The following is a 17,303-nucleotide window of genomic DNA, read 5'->3' as shown; positions in this document are numbered from 1 at the left end:
GTTGTTCATGGATAAAGGCGCAAGTCATTCAGGCAGATGACGATCCGAGTGGTACCACAATCGCCAGCCCAGTATCAGGCAAACCCAGCCCCAAGGGTTGAAGATCGACACAACGCCGACCCACCAGCAAATGATCCCCAGCCAGTGACGCAAGCGCTCAGGCCTGACGGCCCAGTCGAGGAGCAGAAATGCGGCAATGCTGATCGAGATTTCAGCCCAGAATGGTAATTCGTCCATGAGTTATCCTGTGATGAGCGTGTTCAAGCGTCAGACGATCGTCATGACATCGGCTGCGCCTAGGAGATCGAGCGCCGCCCGCGCGGCGCATCGCGGATAAAATCCGCTCCTACGTTTGTTTCTGGCCAATTATATCAGTGACATTTGCGCGCGGCCGCCCTGGTGCCTGACGCGATAACGAGTCATACAAACAAGGCGTTCGCGCGCGTCTGTCACTGACGTTACTGGCCAGAAACAAACGTAGGAGCGGATTTTATCCGCGATGCGCCGCGCGGGCGGCGCTCGATCTCACAAACGCTGAACATTTCAAGGCGAACACATCACCTCGTCCAGTGCCTGCTCCAGGGTGCTGACCGTGCGCTCGATATTGCGCAACTTTTCGAGCCCGAACAAACCGATACGAAAGGTCTGGAAGTCGGCCGGCTCGTCGCACTGCAACGGCACGCCGGCAGCAATCTGCAGGCCGTGGTCGGCAAACTTCTTGCCGTTCTTGATATCGGCATCATCGGTGTAGCTCACCACGACGCCCGGTGCCTGAAAGCCAACAGCGGCCACGCTTTTGAAGCCTTTGCCGGTCAACATTGCCCGCACCCGATCACCCAGCGCCTGCTGCTCGTCGCGCACCTTGTCGAAACCGTAGGCTTGCGTCTCCTTCATCACTTCATTGAATCGCGCGAGGGAATCGCTGGGCATGGTCGCGTGGTAGGCATGCCCGCCCTGTTCGTAGGCCTGCATGATCTGCAGCCACTTTTTCAGGTCGCAGGCGAAGCTGCTGCTCTGCGTCTGTTCGATGCGCTCAAGGGCCAAGGAACTGAACATCACCAAGGCGCAGCAAGGTGAGGCGCTCCAGCCTTTCTGCGGTGCGCTGATCAACACATCGACGGCGCATTTTTCCATATCGACCCAAAGCGTGCCTGAGGCGATGCAGTCCAGCACGAACAGGCCGCCCACCGCATGCACGGCGTCACCGACAGCCCGCAGGTACTCGTCGGGAAGGATGATCCCTGACGAGGTTTCAACATGCGGGGCGAAGACAATTTGCGGCTTCTGCGCCTCGATGGCTGCCAGCACTTCGTTCAGAGGGGGCGGGGCGTAGGCGGCCTGGCGACCCGTGTCGGCCGGTCGCGCTTTCAGCACCGTGGTGGCCGCTGGAATCTTGCCCATCTCAAGGATCTGGCTCCAGCGATAACTGAACCAGCCGTTGCGTACCACCAGGCATTGCTGGCCGGTGGCGAACTGACGCGCGACCGCTTCCATGCCGAATGTGCCGCTGCCCGGCACCACCGCAACCGCCTGGGCGTTGTAGACCTGTTTCAAGGTGCTGGAAATGTTCTTCATCACGCCTTGAAATGCCTGCGACATGTGGTTGAGCGAGCGGTCGGTGTAGACCACTGAGTACTCGACCAGCCCCTCGGGATCGATACTGGGATAGAGCTTTGACATCGGGTGACTCCTTTCGCAGAGATCTCAGTAGGATTGACCCTGCCTAACGCCTTGGCAAATGACAAGATGGCGTGCGATGTCGGCAGCTTTTGAACATTGAGCAATGTCTAGAACTTCGACAATATCCAATCCCGCAAGCGGCAACAGGCATCGTCGTCTTTCTTCTGTTCATTGAATGTCAAAAAATGCTGGCTGTCCTTGTGCACCAGTTCGTGCGCCACCGGGCGCACCAACTTCCCCTCCTCTATCAGCGGGTTCACCAGATAATGCCAGCCCAGGGCGACGCCCTGCCCCTGGACCGCCAACTGCACCAGCGAACCGTAATCGTTGGAATGCAGCAGCTGTGCCCCGGCCGCCACGCGCGTGCCCAGGTCGACATTGTGGTACTCGAACCACACGTGCCAATCGACGTGCTCGGCGATCTGCGAGCGGCCGTAGGGGCTCAAGTTCAGCAATGCGCTCTGGCTGATGCCGTCGAGGGTGACAACCTCTGGATGCTGCGCCAGGAAGCTGGGGCTGCAGACCGGGTAGATGACGTCATAGGCCAGTGGATGGCTGCTGTACCCTTCGCGAATCTTCGACAGCTTGTTGACGAAGATGTCCGGTTGCACGCCAGGCTCAAGCGTCACGAAATTCTGCGTGACCACCAGATTGAGGTCGATGTCAGGGTTGCCAGCGAGGAACTGCGGCAGGCGAGGCGTCAGCCAAAGCCCGGAAAATGCAGGCGTGCAGCACAGCGTAACGACCCGTTTACCCTTGTTTTGCCTGCGAATGCGCGCCGACACCTGGGAAATGTTGCTCAGGGACAACTGCACGGCATCGAAGAAGATCGCACCTTCCGGGGTCAGTTGCACGGTACGCCCATGACGGATGAACAGCTCCGCGCCCATGAAACTTTCCAGCTCGCGAATCTGCTTGCTGATCGCCGCCTGGGTGACGCACAACGCTTCCGCCGCGCGGGTGAAATTGAGGTATTTCGCCGCCGCGACGAACGCCTTGACCGCACGCAACGAAGGCATCTGGATCAGCGACTGATCGGGCTCTGTGTGCTTCACCATCGGCCTTCGACTCGACTTCACGCTTGGCGGGCCATCATACAAAAAATGGCCTCGATTGAGGCCTTTTCAACTTCATACGCTGGCTAGGCCTCTTCGTTCAACGGCGCCAGTGCTTCGCGCAAGGCCGCCAGCTTGCCTTGCGCCAGGCGCGCCAGCGGCCGGCGTGGGTTACCCGCGCCATAGCCCATGAGCTCGGCGCCGGCATACACCGACTGCACGTAGTCGCCTTGCCAGATCAGCGACATGACCGGTGCCAGGGATTTCCAGCGGTGTTGCACCTCCTCCCACTTGCCCTGCTGGGCGGCGTTGACCAGTGCCACGCAGGTTTTCGGTGCCAGGTTCGCGCCGCCCCAGATCAATCCTGCGGCACCCGCAAACAGTGCGTACGGCACCAGTGGGTCGGCGCCATTGAGGGTCGGCAAGCCGGTGCGGACCAAGGAGGCCTGGGCAGCCAGGTCGCCGCTGCTGTCCTTGACCGAGACGAAGTTGGGGATTGCGCTCAATTGCCTGAACAGCGCCGGGGTCACTTCAACGCCCACCGCCTGGGGCACGTTGTAACCGATGATCGGCAGGCCGGCTTCAGACACCGTCGAATAGAAATCGATGATGCCTTGATCGTCGGTGGGGCCTTCGAAAAAGGGCGGCAACACCATCACCCCATCCGCACCACAGTCCTTTGCGTGGCGGGTGCGTTCCAGGACTTCTTCGACCAGCAAGGCGGATGTCTGGGCGATGACTCGGGCTCGGCCATTGATCACCCTGGCGCCGAACGTCACGAGTTCCTTCGATTCGTCCTTGCTCAGGTACACGTGCATGCCGGTTCCAGAGCTGAGCACGAACCCGTGCACACCGGCGGCCAGATAGCGCTCGATCAGGCGTTCGAAGCATGCGAAGTCAATCTTGCCCTGCGCATCGAATGGGGTGGTGATGGCCAGGTTCACACCGGAAAAGGTGAATGCAGACATTGAACGGATCCTTATTGTTCTTGGCGGTAGTAGCCAAAAGGTTACGGTGCCGTTCGGCGTGCAGACAGCGACATTTCCAGGGGCCATCTGATGAGCAAAAGTTATGCGAACTGAACAGTGGCAACGCAAAGCTATACAAAAAATGTTCTCTGTATAGATTTATGCTGGGAGCTGAACTATACCTGTACAAGAAAATATTTCTGTACAGGATCACGCATGTCCAGCTACCTGCAAACCTTCGCCGAACGCTTTGCCCAGCTGGATGCGCACTCCCTCGACCAGCTAGGTGACTTGTACAGCGACGACATCACCTTCCGCGATCCTCTGCATCACATCAGCGGGCTCCCTGCTCTGCGTGCCTACTTTGTCGAGCTTTACGGCAACATCCAGGAGGTGCGCTACGCCTTCGAAGGTACCGACGAAGTGCAACCGGGCCACGGCTACATCCGCTGGACCTTGCACTTTCGTCACCCACGCCTGAATGGTGGTCAGCTGGTCAGCCTGCAAGGTTGCAGCCACCTGCGCTGGCACGAGCGGGTGTACTTTCATCAGGACTACTTCGACGCCGGAGCATTGCTTTATGAACATGTGCCGGTACTGGGTGGCGCCGTTCGTTGGCTCAAGGGCAGGCTGGCATGAGCCGCTGCTGGCTGACCGGTGCCAGCAGCGGTATTGGCGCCGCGCTGGCGGAGCAGCTGCTGGAACAGGGCCATAAAGTTGCACTGGGCGGTCGGCGGGCCGAGAGCCTGACCGCGCTTTCCTCGCGATTCAGCCAGCAGACGTTGTTGGCCATCGGTGATATCGATGACTCACGGCAAGTCGCAGCGATCGCCGCGCAGATCGAGCAGAACTGGGGTGCGCTGGACCTGGTCATTCTCAACGCCGGAACCTGCGAATACCTGGAACCGGGTCAGTTCGACGCGCATCTGGTCGAGCGCGTGCTGCGCACCAACGTACTCGGCCTCAGCCATTGCCTGCACGCCGCCCTGCCCTTGCTGCGGCGCGGCCACCGCCCACACCTGGTAGTGATCGGCAGTTCGGTGTCCTGGCTGGCATTGCCGCGTGCCGGAGCCTACGGCGCGTCGAAAGCGGCAGTGCGTTATCTGATCGAGTCGCTGCGCATCGACCTGATCAACGAGGGCATCGACGTCACCCTGGTCAGCCCCGGCTTCGTCGACACACCCTTGACCCGTCGCAACGACTTCCCCATGCCGCAGCTGTGGAGTGCCGAGCGAGCAGCCCGACACATCGCCACGCGGCTGCCGCGACGCCCGCTGGAAATCAACTTCCCCGGTGTTTTCACCCAGGTACTGCGCCTGCTCGGCGCGCTGCCGGTGCGCTGGCGGCTGAAGCTAGGCCAACGCCTGGCACGCAAGCAACAGGAATAGGCCAGCATGCGCATCGCAATCATCGGCAGCGGCATCGCTGGCCTCACCTGTGCCTACCTGCTGTCACGCCGGCACGAAGTCACCGTGTTCGAGTCCGCTGACTGGATCGGTGGCCACACCCACACCGTCGATGTGCAGTGGGGCGGCCAGCAGTACGCGATAGATACCGGTTTCATCGTCTTCAACGACTGGACCTACCCGCATTTCATCCGTTTGCTCGATCAGCTGAAGGTCGCCTCCAGGCCCACCGAGATGAGCTTTTCGGTGCACGACCCGCGCAGTGGTTTCGAGTACAACGGCCATGACCTCAACACCCTGTTCGCCCAGCGCAGCAACCTGTTGTCCTTCGGTTTCTGGGGCATGCTGCGCGACATTCTGCGCTTCAACCGCAAGGCGATCGCCGACCTCGACAGCAAGCGCATCGACGACGCCACCACCCTGGGCGGCTATCTGCAGATGCAGGGTTATGGGCAGCGCTTCATCGACCACTACATCGTGCCGATGGGCTCGGCCATCTGGTCGATGTCGCGGGCCGACATGCTCGGTTTTCCGCTGCAGTTCTTCGTGCGTTTCTGCCGCAACCATGGCTTGCTGTCGGTGAGCAACCGCCCGCAGTGGCGAGTGATCGAAGGGGGCTCACGCAGCTACCTGGCGCCGCTGTGCCGGCCCTTCGCCGAGCGTATCCGCCTCAACTGCCCAGTCAGGCGGGTCAGCCGTGACCCTGATGGCGTGACCGTGCTCAGCGCCGCAGGCAGCGAGCACTTCGACAGCGTGGTGTTCGCCTGCCACAGCGACCAGGCCCTGGCCCTGCTGGAAACACCCAGCGCCGACGAGCGCGCGGTGCTGGGCGCGATCACCTACGCCAGCAACGATGTGGTGCTGCACACCGATACCCGCCTGCTGCCCCGCCGGCATAAGGCCTGGGCCAGCTGGAACTACCGCCTTGGCGGCCCCCAACAGGCCCCGGCGGCATTGACCTACGCGATGAACATCCTGCAGGGCATCGAAGCGCCAGTGACCTTCTGCGTGAGCCTGAACCAGACCGCACAGATAGACCCCACGCAAATCCTCGCCCGCTTCGACTATGCCCACCCGCAATACAGCCTGGTCGCCCTCGCCGCCCAGGCCCGCCAGGACCAGTTGCAGGGCCGGCAACACACTTACTACTGCGGCGCCTACTGGGGCAACGGCTTCCACGAAGATGGTGTGGTCAGTGCGCTGAAAGTGGCGGATTTTTTTGGAGAAGGCTTGTGAACAGCAGTTTGTGTCACGGCTGGGTCAGCCACCGGCGCCTGACCCCGCGACCGCACAGGTTCCGCTACCGGATCGGCATGTTCTATCTGGACCTGGACGAACAATCGCGCCTGCTCGGCCTCAGCCGCTGGCTCGGCCACTCGCGGCTGTCGCCGTTGTGCTGGCGCGAACGCGATTACCTGCCAGCGCTCACCCGAAATGGCCGGCCCTTGGCCCAGGCCGCGCGACAGCTGGTTGGTCAGGCTACCGGACGAACGCCAGACGGCGCTGTGCATCTGCTTACCCAGCCGCGCTGCTGGGGATTGTCGTTCAACCCGGTGAGCGTCTATTTCTGCCACGAGTGCGATGGCCAGCTGGCGGCGATTCTGCTGGAGGTGCGCAACACACCCTGGCGCGAGCGCTTTCACTATGTGTTGCCGGTGCAAGACGGCCTGGAGACGGGATTTGCCGTGGCCAAGGCATTCCATGTCTCGCCATTCATGCCCCTGGACATGGAATACCGCCTGCGCTTTTTACGCGATGCCCAGCGCGTACACGTGCACATGGAAAACTGGGCCAAGGGGCACAAGGTGTTCGAAGCCGACCTGGCCCTGCAACGCGGTCCACTGGACCGCGCCACATTGCATCGCCACATCCTCACCTTTCCCTGGATGAGCCTGCGCACTGTGTCGGCTATCTACTGGCAGGCCTTGCAGTTGCTGTTCAAGCGCACACCGATCCACGACCACAGTGCCAGCCAGGGCAACCTGGGCCTTGGCCACGCCATTTGTAAGGAGCACGATCATGACCGATCCCAGCCTGAGCGTTAGCAAGTCGGCAGGCCGCACGCCGATCTGCGCCAGCCTGGCCAGGATGGCCGTGCTGGCCCAACTGCGCCGTCTGGCCCACGGCAGTCTGCGGGTGATCTGCCAGGACCGGCAGTGGAGTTTCGGCGAAGCCGGCAGCCCCCTGTACGCTGAAGTCGAAATCATCGATGAGGCCGCCTGGAGCCTGGTGGCCAGCAATGGCTCGATCGGTGCCGGGGAAGGCTATATCCACGGTTATTGGCGCACGCCGGACCTGGCGGCAGTCACCCGTGTGTTCGTCGCCAACCTGGATGTGCTGGACGCCATGGAGGGCGGCCTGGCACGCCTGGCGCGCCCGGCCCTGCAACTGCTGCACCGGCTCAACCGCAACAATCGGCGTGGGGCGCGGCGCAATATCCTCGCCCACTACGACCTGGGCAATGACCTGTTCGAGCGCCTGCTCGACCCGACCATGATGTATTCGGCAGCGCAGTTCGACCACGCCGAGCAAAGCCTGGAAGATGCGCAGTTGAACAAGCTCGAACGCATCTGCCAGAAACTCGAACTCAAGCCCGACGACCACCTGCTGGAAATCGGCAGCGGCTGGGGCAGCCTGGCCATCCACGCCGCCACGCATCATGGCTGCCGCGTCACCACCACGACACTGTCCGATGCGCAGTACGCTCATACCTTGCAGCGTGTGCAAACGCTGGGCCTGACCCCGCGCATCCGCGTGCTGCGCGAGGACTACCGCGACCTGCGTGGGCGCTTCGACAAGCTGGTGTCGATCGAGATGATCGAGGCGGTCGGCCACCGCTACCTGCCCACGTATTTTCGCCAATGCGCCGCGCTGCTCAAGGACGACGGCCTGATGCTGCTGCAGGCCATCACCATTCGCGACCAGCGCTACGCCCAGGCGCGGCGCTCGGTGGACTTCATCCAGCGCTACATCTTCCCCGGCGGCGCACTGCCCTCGCTGAGCGTGCTGCTCGACACCGCCAGCCGCCAGACCGCACTGAACCTGGTGCACCTGGAAGACTTCGGCCAGGACTACGCTCGCACCTTGCGCCATTGGCGCGACAACCTGCGCCAGGCGCGTGCCGCGCTCAAGGAGTTGGGTTACGACGAGACCTTCCAGCGCTTGTGGGAGTTCTACCTGTGCTACTGCCAGGGTGGTTTCGAGGAGCGTGCCATTGGTGTGGCGCAATTGCTGTGGGCGGCGCCGCAGGCGCGTCGGGCGCCGTTGCCAGGCGCCTGAAGCGTGTCACGTCGGTGGTTGATCGGCAACGCCTTGTGGTTGCAGGCGGGTTGGTGGGTGTGCGTGCTTGGGGCTCACGAGCCATGGCTGTTGGTGATCGTGCCGATTGGCTTGGCGCTGCACCTGGGGTATTGCCCGGATCGCAAGGGTGAAATACGTGCGTTGGTGTACGTGTCGATCATGGGTTGTCTGTTGGACAGCCTTCTGGGCGTGCTGGGCGTGTTCACCTTCGCGCAGTGGCCACTGCCGCTCTGGCTGGCATTGATGTGGCTGGTGCTGGCCAGCGGATTACGCCACAGCTTGGCGTGGGCGGCGCGGCCGGTCTGGCTCGGCGGGCTGCTGGGTATGGTCGGTGGGCCGCTGGCTTACTTGGCAGGCGCGCGTTTGGCGGGTGTCGAGTTGCCCATGGGGTCGTCAACGACCGCTTTTCTACTAGCGCCACTGTGGGCGGTATTTTTCCCACTCACCCTGCATGTCGCGCTGAGGAGATAACGCCGGTGCACTGGTGGGAGCAACTGTCTTGCTCGACATTAAAAAAGTTGCGCGATAGTTGAAATGCCTCAGGCGGCATGCAATCCCTGTAGGAGCGGCTTCAGCCGCGAACACGGGCGAAGCCCGTGCCATGCACCGCAGCGCCTGCTTCGCGGATGAATCCGCTCCTACCGGCGAAATGCCTCAGGCGGGATGCAATCCCTGTGTGGGCTTCAGCCGCTCTTACTGGCCGGCAGCCGGCGGAAGAACAGGGTAACCTGCCCCACTTCCACACCCAGCTTGCGCATGCTCGAACGGTTGATCAGCGTATCGTCATCCATCAGGTACATCCAGTCGTCGATATCCAGTTCCCAGTGCCTGCCATCGACCGGCACAAGCAGCCGGTACCGCCAGCGCAGTGCATTGCCCGCCATCTCGCCCCGCGCCTCGCCGATCACATCGCCGGCCCGCCCGATCCAGCGCCCAGGCCCATCCGGGGTAATCGTCCAGGTACGCTGTTGCCGCGTGCCATCGCTATACAGAAAATCCTCGTCTAGAAACAGCTTCTCACCTTCGCGGCGGCTGTCGATACGCACATGAAATCGCTTGGTCACTTCGCCCGAGCGCGTCTGCACCATGCCCCAGGCCTGCACCGGCACGGAGAAGAATGCGACCAGGTCGAATGTCGGCTTCTCGCCAGCATAGTGATCGACCTCAACATTGCCGCAACTGCCCAGCAGCAGGCAGCCGACCAACAGCAGAACTCTACCCATGTTCAATCTCCTCCCAGGCCGAGCAGGCGCTGGCGCAATTGTGGGTCGCGGGCTCGCGGGTCGAGCCAGATAGCGAAGAACGCGCGGGCGAAGGCCGGGTCGCTGACCTCGTGGCGCAATTGGCCATCGACGTAGAACCGGCAACCCTGCCCTGGCAGATACAGGCCTGTGATGCGCGTACCCGGCTGCACGTCCACGAATGCCTCGTGCATGGCTTGGGTCCAACGCTCCAGCGTGGCCTGGGGCAATGGGCGGTCAGTCAGGCGGCGCATTTCATCGACGCTCGCCTGCACCAGCGTGTCGCGTGACAACGCCCTGTGGTAAATCAGCTCCAAGGCAAACGGCGCTTGCCAGCCCTGCGGCGAATCTGCTCCCCACAACCGCGCGGTGTACACAGTGAAGCCAAACCAGGTGAACTCACCGCTGCCCAACTGACGTGCCGCCGGCAGCGCGGATCGCCAGTCTGCCGAGGCAGCGGGTATCACCACCAACAGAGCGATCAGGGCAAACAACGCCTGGAAGCTGCTTCGATTGGCCATACTCTGGGACCACTCAAAATGTTGTACAAGTGTAGTTTCCTGTACAGCTCTCAGTAGAGATGCCCGCACCCTCGCATAAGTTCATACGGTCGGCATTCGTTCGGTTATCGAACGCAAGCGCCATACTTGGCATTGACGCTCCCGCGTTGACTGCGCACCATGCCCCGGCCTCGCGAGTGCCGTCTGCCTTGGCCCAAAGCCGCGAGCTAGATACATCACGCAGCTCATTACAATTTCAAGAAACAGGTACATCCGCCATGCCTCCGATTCCCCATGCTTCCATGGGCAGCAAGATTCGCGGCGCCTTTGCCGTCGGCAAGACGCGCTGGGGCATGCTCGCCCTGGTGTTCTTCGCCACCACCCTGAACTACATCGACCGTGCCGCCCTCGGCATCATGCAGCCCATGCTGGCCAAGGACATGAGCTGGACGGCGATGGACTATGCCAACATCAACTTCTGGTTCCAGGTGGGTTACGCCATCGGCTTCCTGCTGCAAGGCCGGCTGATCGACAAGGTCGGGGTAAAGCGCGCCTTCTTCGTCGCGGTGCTGCTCTGGAGCCTGGCCACCGGCGCCCACGGCCTGGCCACTTCGGCCGCTGGCTTCATGGTCTGCCGCTTCATCCTCGGCCTGACCGAAGCCGCCAACTACCCTGCCTGCGTGAAAACCACGCGCCTGTGGTTCCCCGCCGGCGAACGGGCCATTGCCACCGGGCTGTTCAACGCCGGCACCAACGTCGGCGCCATGATCACTCCCGCGCTGCTACCGCTGATCCTCGCAGCCTGGGGCTGGCAGGCCGCGTTCATCGCCATGGGCTGCCTGGGCTTGGTGTGGGTGATTTTCTGGGGCCTCAAGTACTTCAACCCCGAAGATCACCCCCGCGTGCGCCAGAGCGAGCTGGACTACATCCAGCAAGAGGCCGAACCCGAAGCGCTGCGCGTGCCCTTCAGCCGCATCCTGCGCATGCGCGGCACCTGGGCCTTCGCCGTGGCATTCGCGATCACCGCACCGGTGTTCTGGTTCTACCTCTATTGGCTGCCGCCGTTTCTCAACCAGCAGTACAACCTGGGCATCAGCGTCACCCAGATGGGCATCCCGCTGATCCTGATCTGGCTCACCGCCGACTTCGGCAGCATCGGCGGCGGTATCCTCTCGTCATGGCTGATCGGCCGCGGCGTGCGCGCCACGCGGGCACGCCTGATCTCCATGCTGATCTTCGCCTGCACCATCGTCAGCGTGACCTTCGCCGCCCACGCCAGCGACCTGTGGATCGCAGTGCTGGCCATTGCCGTGGCGGTCGGCGCGCACCAGGCCTGGACGGCGAACATCTGGAGCCTGCTGATGGACTACACGCCCAAGCACCTGGTGAGCACGGTGTTCGGCTTCGGCAGCATGTGCGCGGCCATTGGCGGGATGTTCATGACGCAGATCGTCGGCAGCGTGCTGACCATCACCCACAACAACTATGCCGTGCTGTTCACCATGATCCCGACGATGTATTTCATCGCGTTGGTATGGCTGTATTTCATGGCGCCGCGCAAGGTTGAAGCGGTGTAGGGTTTTGAGGTGCTCGCCATGAGGCTTCTGGCGCCTGTGAGACCGAGCGCCGCCCGCGCGGCGCTTCGCGGGGCAAGCCCGCTCCCACAGTCCACCTCTGGCCAGTTCTATCAGTGACATCTCCATCGTCAGCCTTGGCTCATGGCATGAGCTTGGGGAAAGCCGAGCAGCGCACGCCTCGATATTGAGTCGGACACACAAGGCGGACAGTGAAGATGCCGAAGGCATAATTGGCCGGAGGTGGACAGTGGGAGCGGGCTTGCCCCGCGAAGCGCCGCGCGGGCGGCGCTCGGTCTCACAGGCGCCATCAGCCTCAAGGCGAACACCTGCTGACCCGCTATTACCCTGTATACAAAATCTAACATTCCTGGTTACATTACCTGACGCCTACGACACCGGTCATCGCCGCTGCGTATTGCGACAGGCTAAAGCCATGCAACTCCCACCGCTGTTTACCCTCTCCCGCCTCTGCGCGACTGTCGTCCAATCGGCCGGCAAACCCTCTTCGTTTCAGTCTTCTACACCCGGCGCCTGAACCCAGGCTGCCTGCGAAAGAACCTTGATTACAACGCCCCAAGCGGGAGTGGAATACCTATGCCCAAGACTTTGCTGATAAAAAACGCCGAACTGCTGGTCACGATGGACGGCGAGCGCCGCGAGATCCGCCGTGGCGGCCTGTACATCGAAGACAACCTGATCAAGCAGGTCGGCCCCAGCGACGAACTGCCCCAGCACGCTGACGAAATCCTCGACATGACCGGCAAGGTGGTCATCCCGGGGCTGGTCAACACCCACCACCACATGTACCAGAGCCTCACCCGCGTGGTGCCGGCCGCCCAGGACGGCGAGCTGTTCAACTGGCTGACCAACCTGTACCCGATCTGGGCGCGGCTGACGCCGGAGATGATCGCGGTGTCGACCCAGACGGCCATGGCCGAGCTGATCCTCTCCGGCTGCACCACCTCCAGCGACCACCTGTACATCTACCCCAATGGCTGCAAGCTCGACGACAGCATCCACGCTGCCGGTGAAATCGGCATGCGCTTCCACGCAGCGCGCGGCAGCATGAGCGTGGGCCGCAGCCAGGGCGGGCTGCCGCCGGACTCGGTGGTGGAAAAGGAAAGCGACATCCTCAAGGAATCGCAGCGCCTGATCGAGGACTACCACGACGCCAGCCACGGCTCGATGCTGCGCGTGGTGGTGGCGCCCTGCTCGCCATTCTCGGTCAGCCGCGACCTGATGCGCGAAGCCGCCGTGCTGGCGCGCAACTACGGGGTGTCGCTGCATACCCACCTGGCCGAAAACGTCAACGACATCGCCTACAGCCGCGAGAAGTTCGGCATGACCCCGGCCGAATACGCCGAAGACCTGGGCTGGGTCGGCCACGATGTGTGGCACGCCCACTGCGTGCAACTCGACCAGCACGGCATCGAGCTGTTCGCCCGCACCGGCACCGGTGTAGCCCACTGCCCATGCTCGAACATGCGCCTGGCCTCGGGCATCGCGCCGATCCGCAAAATGCGCGACCACGGCGTACCGGTGGGCCTGGGCGTCGACGGTTCCGCCTCCAACGACGGTGCCAGCATGATCGGCGAAGTGCGCCAGGCCCTGCTGCTGCAGCGGGTCGGCTTCGGCCCTGACGCGATGACCGCGCGCGAGGCGCTGGAAATCGCCACGCTCGGTGGCGCCAAGGTGCTCAACCGCAATGACATCGGTGCCCTGGCGCCGGGCATGGTCGCCGACCTGGTCGCCTTCGACCTCGGCCACGTGTCCTATGCCGGCGCGCACCACGACCCACTGGCGGCGCTGGTGTTCTGCACCCCGACCCAGGTCGACACCAGCGTCATCAACGGCCGTGTGGTGGTCAAGGACGGCCGCATCACCACCGTCGACCTGCCGCGCGTGCTGGAGCGCCACAACCAGTTGGCCCGCCAGCTGGTTATCGGCGAGTAATCCTGCCTGGCCGTTGCGCACGCCACTGCGCAGCGGCCTGCCCTCTATGAATGTTCACCCACCGCGACTGAAACCGTGCTGTTAGACGCATTACAAAAACAAAAGCGAGCTACTCACCATGACTTCACCCGCTACACCTCGTCCCGAGGACGAGAACCTCGGCGTCGGCGCCAACCTGGCCTATGGCCTGCAACATGTACTGACGATGTATGGAGGTATCGTTGCCGTACCGTTGATCATCGGCCAGGCGGCCGGCCTGGCCCCGGCAGACGTGGGCCTGCTGATCGCCGCCTCGCTGTTCGCCGGTGGTCTGGCGACTTTGCTGCAAACCCTGGGCATCCCCTTCTTCGGCTGCCAGTTGCCATTGGTGCAAGGCGTGTCCTTCGCCGGCGTGGCGACCATGATCGCGATCATCGGCAGTGACGGCCGTGTCGGCCTGTCGGTGGTGTTCGGCGCGGTGATCGCGGCGTCGTTGATCGGGCTATTGATCACACCTTTGTTCTCACGCATCACCAAATACTTTCCACCGCTGGTGACGGGAATCGTCATCACCACCATCGGCCTGACCCTGATGCCGGTCACGGCGCGCTGGGCCATGGGCGGCAACAGCCAGGCGGCGGATTTTGGCAGCATTTCCAACATCGCTCTGGCGGCGTTCACCCTGGCTACGGTGCTGCTGCTCAGCAAGTTGGGCAGCGCCAGCATTTCGCGCCTGTCGATCCTGCTGGCGATGGTGATCGGCACCCTGGTGGCGGTGGCGTTCGGCATGGCCGATTTCTCGCAGGTGATGAACGGCACGCTGGTCGCGCTGCCACAAGCCTTGCCGCTTGGCGCACCTGAGTTCCAGGTTGCGGCGATCCTCTCGATGCTGATCGTGATCGTGGTGACCATGGTCGAGACCTCGGCAGACATCCTGGCCGTCGGCGAAATCATCGACACCAAGGTCGATTCGAAGCGGTTGGGTAACGGCCTGCGCGCCGACATGATCTCCAGCGCCCTGGCGCCGCTGTTCGGCTCCTTCACCCAGAGTGCCTTCGCACAGAACGTCGGCCTGGTTGCCGTGACCGGTGTGAAGAGCCGCTATGTGGTCGCCACCACCGGTTTGATCCTGGTAACCCTCGGCCTGCTGCCGGTCATGGGCCGGCTGATCGCCGCAGTCCCTACCGCCGTGCTCGGTGGCGCCGGGGTGGTGCTGTTCGGTACCGTCGCGGCCAGCGGCATCCGCACCCTGGCGCAGGTGGACTACCGCAACAACATGAACCTGATCATCGTCGCCACCTCGATCGGCTTCGGCATGATCCCGATCGCGGCGCCAGGCTTCTATCACCACTTCCCGGCCTGGTTCGAGACGATTTTCCACTCCGGCATCAGCTCGGCGGCGATCATGGCGATTCTGCTCAACCTGCTGTTCAACCATTTGCGTGCCGGCAACTCCGACCAACAGTCGGTGTTCGTCGCCGCCAGCGAGCGTACCTTGCGCTATCGCGACATTGCCGGGCTCAACGATGGTGATTTCTTCCGCGATGGCAAGTTGTTCGACTGTGACGGCAACGAGGTGCCGATCATCGCAGCGGACGAGGACCATGGGCATGCTCCGGCGCCACGCAAGAAGCGCCCAGAGCACGCGCATTGACCTCGGGCGGCGCGCAAGCGCCGCCCCCTTCAAAGCACCTTCACCGCACGGCCGATGAATTGCACAGGCCCCGTAGGCCGACCGGTTGGCGAGCCTCCTGCTTTTTCCAGGGTCAACTCGAACAACTGGTTGGCTTCCAACGGCGGCAAGTCTTGCGAGGGTACGCGGTACTGCTCGCCCGGTTTGACCAGGCCAAGCGACACCGGGGCCTGCCACTGTTCGCCTTTGGTCCAGAACTGCAGCACCTTGTCGCTCGGTACTGGGAACTGCCCCAGCGGAATCAGCTGAATGTCGCGCCTATCGCTCGCCTGCACCACCCAACCTGCGGCGCTGTCAGCCGGTGCCACCAGCACCACCAGGTACGAAGGGGCCGGCGCATTGGCGGTCAGCAGAGTGAACGCCAGCAGCAGGCTGGCAAGCACACCGGCACCGGCCATACCCTGCCATAGCGCCAAACGCTGCCACCAGCGCAATGGCTGTGCAGGTTGCTGAGCATCGAGGCTGCGGTTGATCCGGCCCCATAACCGCGCACTGGGTGCCACCGGTTCGGCCAGTGCATTGAGTGCCAGTAACCGCTGCTCCCAGGCATCCACAGCGCTGCGCAGCTCACCATCTTCATCCAGGCGCTGACGCACGGTCTCGTGCTCTTCGGTCGACAGTGTTCCCAACACGTACTCACCGGCCAGCTGGTCGAGCGCTTCGGCGGTTTCGCCCTGCGGCTTCTTCATCCCATGCACTCCCGCAACGCCTTCAGGCTGCGTTTGATCCAGGCCTTGATGGTGCCCAACGGCGTGTTCAGCAGCCCAGCGATTTCGGCATGACTGCAACCGTCGACATAGGCATGCAGGATGCACAGTTTGCGCGAGGGCTCCAGTTGCTCAAGGCAGCGGTGAACCTTGGCCGAATCTGCCTGAATATCGATCGTCTCAAAAGGCAAACTGGAAAAAGCCGCTTCATCCAATTCGACTTCGCGCCGCGTATCGCGAATGAAATTCAGCGCCAGGTGCCGGGTGACGCTGTAGATCCAGCCTCGTGCCGAACCCCGCGCGGGGTCGAAGCTGGCCGCGCGAGTCCAGATACGCAGGAACGCGTCGTGGAGGATATCTTCGGCCGTGGCGTCGTCGCGGGCGATGCGCCGAGCCACGCCGAGCAAGCGCGCGCCTTCTTCTTCATAAAGCGCGTGCAAGGCACGCCGGTCACCTTGTGCGCAGGCTTCAAGGCAACGTTGGAAATCGAACGGTGGCAAAGGTGAATTCAATGCTTGGTCCCTGGACGACACCCCAGCCAGGTGGCTGGGGTTGTCGATGAGCGTAGACGCCAGTGGCTCACCTGCCCGCTGGGATGCGCATCATTTTGCTGCCCAGAAGATGTAGTCGGCCTGATACTCGACGATTTTCTTCTCGCCCTTGTTCTGCATCGAGCAGGCACTTGCCGGTGCGACGCCGCCGCGGGTGGCCAGGCGTTGGATGTAGCTAACGCCATTCATGGCGCCTTTACCCTCGGCCGGGTTGGCCTGCACCAACTGGTACGGCAGGTCGCCCTTGGCGGCGGGTGCGATGGCCAGCTGGGTGCCGGTGACCTTGGAGCCATCTTTGGCCTGCCAGGTGGCGGGCGGCCCGAAGTAATCGCCGACCTGCTTGCCAGCCCTGTCGTTGAGCACGGCCTTGGGCCCGACGAAGGTCCATTCGGTCTGACCGGGTGCGTTGGCTTTGTCGCGGCATTCGTAGGTGATCTGGCCGACGCCGACGGTTTCAAGCATGACGCTATGGCCATCGGGCACTTTGACCGCATCGGGTACTGCAGATTGAGCGTGGGCGGCCTGGGTGGCCAGCATCAGGACAATGCCGCCGGTGATCATCAGCGTGGCAACTGGGCTATTCATGGTGCGAGTCTCCTGGCGAGTGATCGACAGCGCGAATTCGCGCTGCCTGTAATACCCGCCAAGGAGGCGATTGGATGCACGCGAGGAAAAATATTTCCTGATGCGTGC

General features: G+C 62.7%; 18 protein-coding genes. 9 read left to right on the top strand and 9 right to left on the bottom strand.

What is annotated here, in order from left to right; genetic code table 11:
* Window positions 1-24: 24 nt before the first annotated feature.
* The 4 genes from ACIPZF_RS02705 to ACIPZF_RS02690 form a co-directional block, all read right to left on the bottom strand.
* Entirely contained in the window at window positions 25-237 is a 213-nt protein-coding gene (locus ACIPZF_RS02705) for a hypothetical protein (protein WP_400794959.1), read from the bottom strand.
* Window positions 238-543: 306 nt separating this feature from the next.
* Window positions 544-1,680, bottom strand: coding sequence for an alanine--glyoxylate aminotransferase family protein (locus ACIPZF_RS02700; RefSeq protein ID WP_400794957.1), 1,137 nt, complete (start codon window positions 1,678-1,680; stop codon window positions 544-546).
* A gap of 107 nt (window positions 1,681-1,787) precedes the next feature.
* Window positions 1,788-2,738, bottom strand: a complete 951-nt coding sequence (locus tag ACIPZF_RS02695) for a LysR family transcriptional regulator (RefSeq protein ID WP_400794955.1) — start codon at window positions 2,736-2,738, stop codon at window positions 1,788-1,790.
* Window positions 2,739-2,821: 83 nt separating this feature from the next.
* A complete protein-coding gene (locus ACIPZF_RS02690) occupies window positions 2,822-3,703 on the bottom strand; it encodes a dihydrodipicolinate synthase family protein (protein WP_400794953.1) in 882 nt (293 codons plus the stop codon).
* A gap of 216 nt (window positions 3,704-3,919) precedes the next feature.
* Between ACIPZF_RS02690 and ACIPZF_RS02685 the strand changes: the two genes are divergently transcribed.
* The 6 genes from ACIPZF_RS02685 to ACIPZF_RS02660 are packed head-to-tail and all read left to right on the top strand — an operon-like array spanning window position 3,920 to window position 8,880.
* The gene (locus ACIPZF_RS02685; protein WP_400794951.1) at window positions 3,920-4,342 is read left to right on the top strand and encodes a nuclear transport factor 2 family protein; all 423 of its coding nucleotides are present in this window, start codon (window positions 3,920-3,922) and stop codon (window positions 4,340-4,342) included.
* The gene (locus ACIPZF_RS02680) at window positions 4,339-5,091 is read left to right on the top strand and encodes an SDR family NAD(P)-dependent oxidoreductase (protein WP_400794949.1); all 753 of its coding nucleotides are present in this window, start codon (window positions 4,339-4,341) and stop codon (window positions 5,089-5,091) included. Before ACIPZF_RS02685 ends, ACIPZF_RS02680 begins: the two co-directional genes overlap by 4 nt.
* Window positions 5,092-5,097: 6 nt before the next feature.
* Window positions 5,098-6,345, top strand: a complete 1,248-nt coding sequence (locus ACIPZF_RS02675; protein ID WP_400794947.1) for an NAD(P)/FAD-dependent oxidoreductase — start codon at window positions 5,098-5,100, stop codon at window positions 6,343-6,345.
* Complete coding sequence (locus ACIPZF_RS02670) at window positions 6,342-7,154, top strand: DUF1365 domain-containing protein (RefSeq protein ID WP_400794945.1); 813 nt, start codon at window positions 6,342-6,344, stop codon at window positions 7,152-7,154. Before ACIPZF_RS02675 ends, ACIPZF_RS02670 begins: the two co-directional genes overlap by 4 nt.
* The gene (locus ACIPZF_RS02665; RefSeq protein WP_400794943.1) at window positions 7,129-8,388 is read left to right on the top strand and encodes a class I SAM-dependent methyltransferase; all 1,260 of its coding nucleotides are present in this window, start codon (window positions 7,129-7,131) and stop codon (window positions 8,386-8,388) included. The genes ACIPZF_RS02670 and ACIPZF_RS02665 overlap by 26 nt, the downstream gene beginning before the upstream one ends.
* A gap of 3 nt (window positions 8,389-8,391) precedes the next feature.
* Entirely contained in the window at window positions 8,392-8,880 is a 489-nt protein-coding gene (locus ACIPZF_RS02660) for a DUF2878 domain-containing protein (RefSeq protein ID WP_400794941.1), read from the top strand.
* Between the two features lie 212 nt (window positions 8,881-9,092).
* On the opposite strand, the gene ACIPZF_RS02655 is transcribed toward ACIPZF_RS02660, so the two are convergent.
* Window positions 9,093-9,632, bottom strand: a complete 540-nt coding sequence (locus ACIPZF_RS02655; RefSeq protein WP_400794939.1) for a DUF3833 domain-containing protein — start codon at window positions 9,630-9,632, stop codon at window positions 9,093-9,095.
* Window positions 9,633-9,634: 2 nt separating this feature from the next.
* A complete protein-coding gene (locus ACIPZF_RS02650; protein ID WP_400794937.1) occupies window positions 9,635-10,171 on the bottom strand; it encodes a chalcone isomerase family protein in 537 nt (178 codons plus the stop codon).
* A gap of 257 nt (window positions 10,172-10,428) precedes the next feature.
* On the opposite strand from ACIPZF_RS02650, the gene ACIPZF_RS02645 reads away from it, so the two are divergent.
* The 3 genes from ACIPZF_RS02645 (at window position 10,429) to ACIPZF_RS02635 (ending at window position 15,313) form a co-directional block, all read left to right on the top strand.
* Window positions 10,429-11,727, top strand: coding sequence for an MFS transporter (locus ACIPZF_RS02645; RefSeq protein ID WP_400794935.1), 1,299 nt, complete (start codon window positions 10,429-10,431; stop codon window positions 11,725-11,727).
* A gap of 594 nt (window positions 11,728-12,321) precedes the next feature.
* Window positions 12,322-13,680 (top strand): 8-oxoguanine deaminase, encoded by a 1,359-nt coding sequence (locus ACIPZF_RS02640; protein ID WP_400794934.1) that lies wholly within the window; start codon window positions 12,322-12,324, stop codon window positions 13,678-13,680.
* Between the two features lie 118 nt (window positions 13,681-13,798).
* Window positions 13,799-15,313 (top strand): nucleobase:cation symporter-2 family protein, encoded by a 1,515-nt coding sequence (locus ACIPZF_RS02635; protein ID WP_400794932.1) that lies wholly within the window; start codon window positions 13,799-13,801, stop codon window positions 15,311-15,313.
* Window positions 15,314-15,342: 29 nt separating this feature from the next.
* Here ACIPZF_RS02635 and ACIPZF_RS02630 read toward each other — a convergent pair whose 3' ends face one another.
* The 3 genes from ACIPZF_RS02630 to ACIPZF_RS02620 form a co-directional block, all read right to left on the bottom strand.
* The gene (locus ACIPZF_RS02630) at window positions 15,343-16,041 is read right to left on the bottom strand and encodes an anti-sigma factor domain-containing protein (RefSeq protein WP_400794930.1); all 699 of its coding nucleotides are present in this window, start codon (window positions 16,039-16,041) and stop codon (window positions 15,343-15,345) included.
* Window positions 16,038-16,571: a sigma-70 family RNA polymerase sigma factor gene (locus ACIPZF_RS02625; protein WP_400794928.1), complete on the bottom strand. Its 534-nt coding sequence runs from the start codon at window positions 16,569-16,571 to the stop codon at window positions 16,038-16,040. Before ACIPZF_RS02625 ends, ACIPZF_RS02630 begins: the two co-directional genes overlap by 4 nt.
* A 90-nt stretch (window positions 16,572-16,661) precedes the next feature.
* Window positions 16,662-17,171 carry a DUF3455 domain-containing protein gene (locus tag ACIPZF_RS02620; RefSeq protein ID WP_400795022.1) on the bottom strand — a complete coding sequence of 170 codons (510 nt, stop codon included), beginning with the start codon at window positions 17,169-17,171 and terminating at the stop codon, window positions 16,662-16,664.
* Between the last annotated feature and the right edge of the window lie 132 nt (window positions 17,172-17,303).

Source organism: Pseudomonas sp. NPDC089752 (genome assembly GCF_044748725.1).
In the GTDB taxonomy this organism is placed as follows: Bacteria; Pseudomonadota; Gammaproteobacteria; order Pseudomonadales; family Pseudomonadaceae; genus Aquipseudomonas.
Note: the sequence above shows the minus strand (reverse complement) of the source record. Positions and strands in the feature narration are given on the sequence as shown.

Bases quoted from the DNA above. Each gene is read 5' to 3' on its own strand.
- ACIPZF_RS02630 (WP_400794930.1), bottom strand. From the start codon at position 16,041: ATGAAGAAGCCGCAGGGCGAAACCGCCGAAGCGCTCGACCAGCTGGCC.
- ACIPZF_RS02685 (WP_400794951.1), top strand. From the start codon at position 3,920: ATGTCCAGCTACCTGCAAACCTTCGCCGAACGCTTTGCCCAGCTGGAT.
- ACIPZF_RS02650 (WP_400794937.1), bottom strand. From the start codon at position 10,171: ATGGCCAATCGAAGCAGCTTCCAGGCGTTGTTTGCCCTGATCGCTCTG.
- ACIPZF_RS02655 (WP_400794939.1), bottom strand. From the start codon at position 9,632: ATGGGTAGAGTTCTGCTGTTGGTCGGCTGCCTGCTGCTGGGCAGTTGC.
- ACIPZF_RS02680 (WP_400794949.1), top strand. From the start codon at position 4,339: ATGAGCCGCTGCTGGCTGACCGGTGCCAGCAGCGGTATTGGCGCCGCG.
- ACIPZF_RS02700 (WP_400794957.1), bottom strand. From the start codon at position 1,680: ATGTCAAAGCTCTATCCCAGTATCGATCCCGAGGGGCTGGTCGAGTAC.
- ACIPZF_RS02695 (WP_400794955.1), bottom strand. From the start codon at position 2,738: ATGGTGAAGCACACAGAGCCCGATCAGTCGCTGATCCAGATGCCTTCG.
- ACIPZF_RS02635 (WP_400794932.1), top strand. From the start codon at position 13,799: ATGACTTCACCCGCTACACCTCGTCCCGAGGACGAGAACCTCGGCGTC.
- ACIPZF_RS02705 (WP_400794959.1), bottom strand. From the start codon at position 237: ATGGACGAATTACCATTCTGGGCTGAAATCTCGATCAGCATTGCCGCA.
- ACIPZF_RS02675 (WP_400794947.1), top strand. From the start codon at position 5,098: ATGCGCATCGCAATCATCGGCAGCGGCATCGCTGGCCTCACCTGTGCC.
- ACIPZF_RS02620 (WP_400795022.1), bottom strand. From the start codon at position 17,171: ATGATCACCGGCGGCATTGTCCTGATGCTGGCCACCCAGGCCGCCCAC.
- ACIPZF_RS02690 (WP_400794953.1), bottom strand. From the start codon at position 3,703: ATGTCTGCATTCACCTTTTCCGGTGTGAACCTGGCCATCACCACCCCA.
- ACIPZF_RS02640 (WP_400794934.1), top strand. From the start codon at position 12,322: ATGCCCAAGACTTTGCTGATAAAAAACGCCGAACTGCTGGTCACGATG.
- ACIPZF_RS02665 (WP_400794943.1), top strand. From the start codon at position 7,129: ATGACCGATCCCAGCCTGAGCGTTAGCAAGTCGGCAGGCCGCACGCCG.
- ACIPZF_RS02645 (WP_400794935.1), top strand. From the start codon at position 10,429: ATGCCTCCGATTCCCCATGCTTCCATGGGCAGCAAGATTCGCGGCGCC.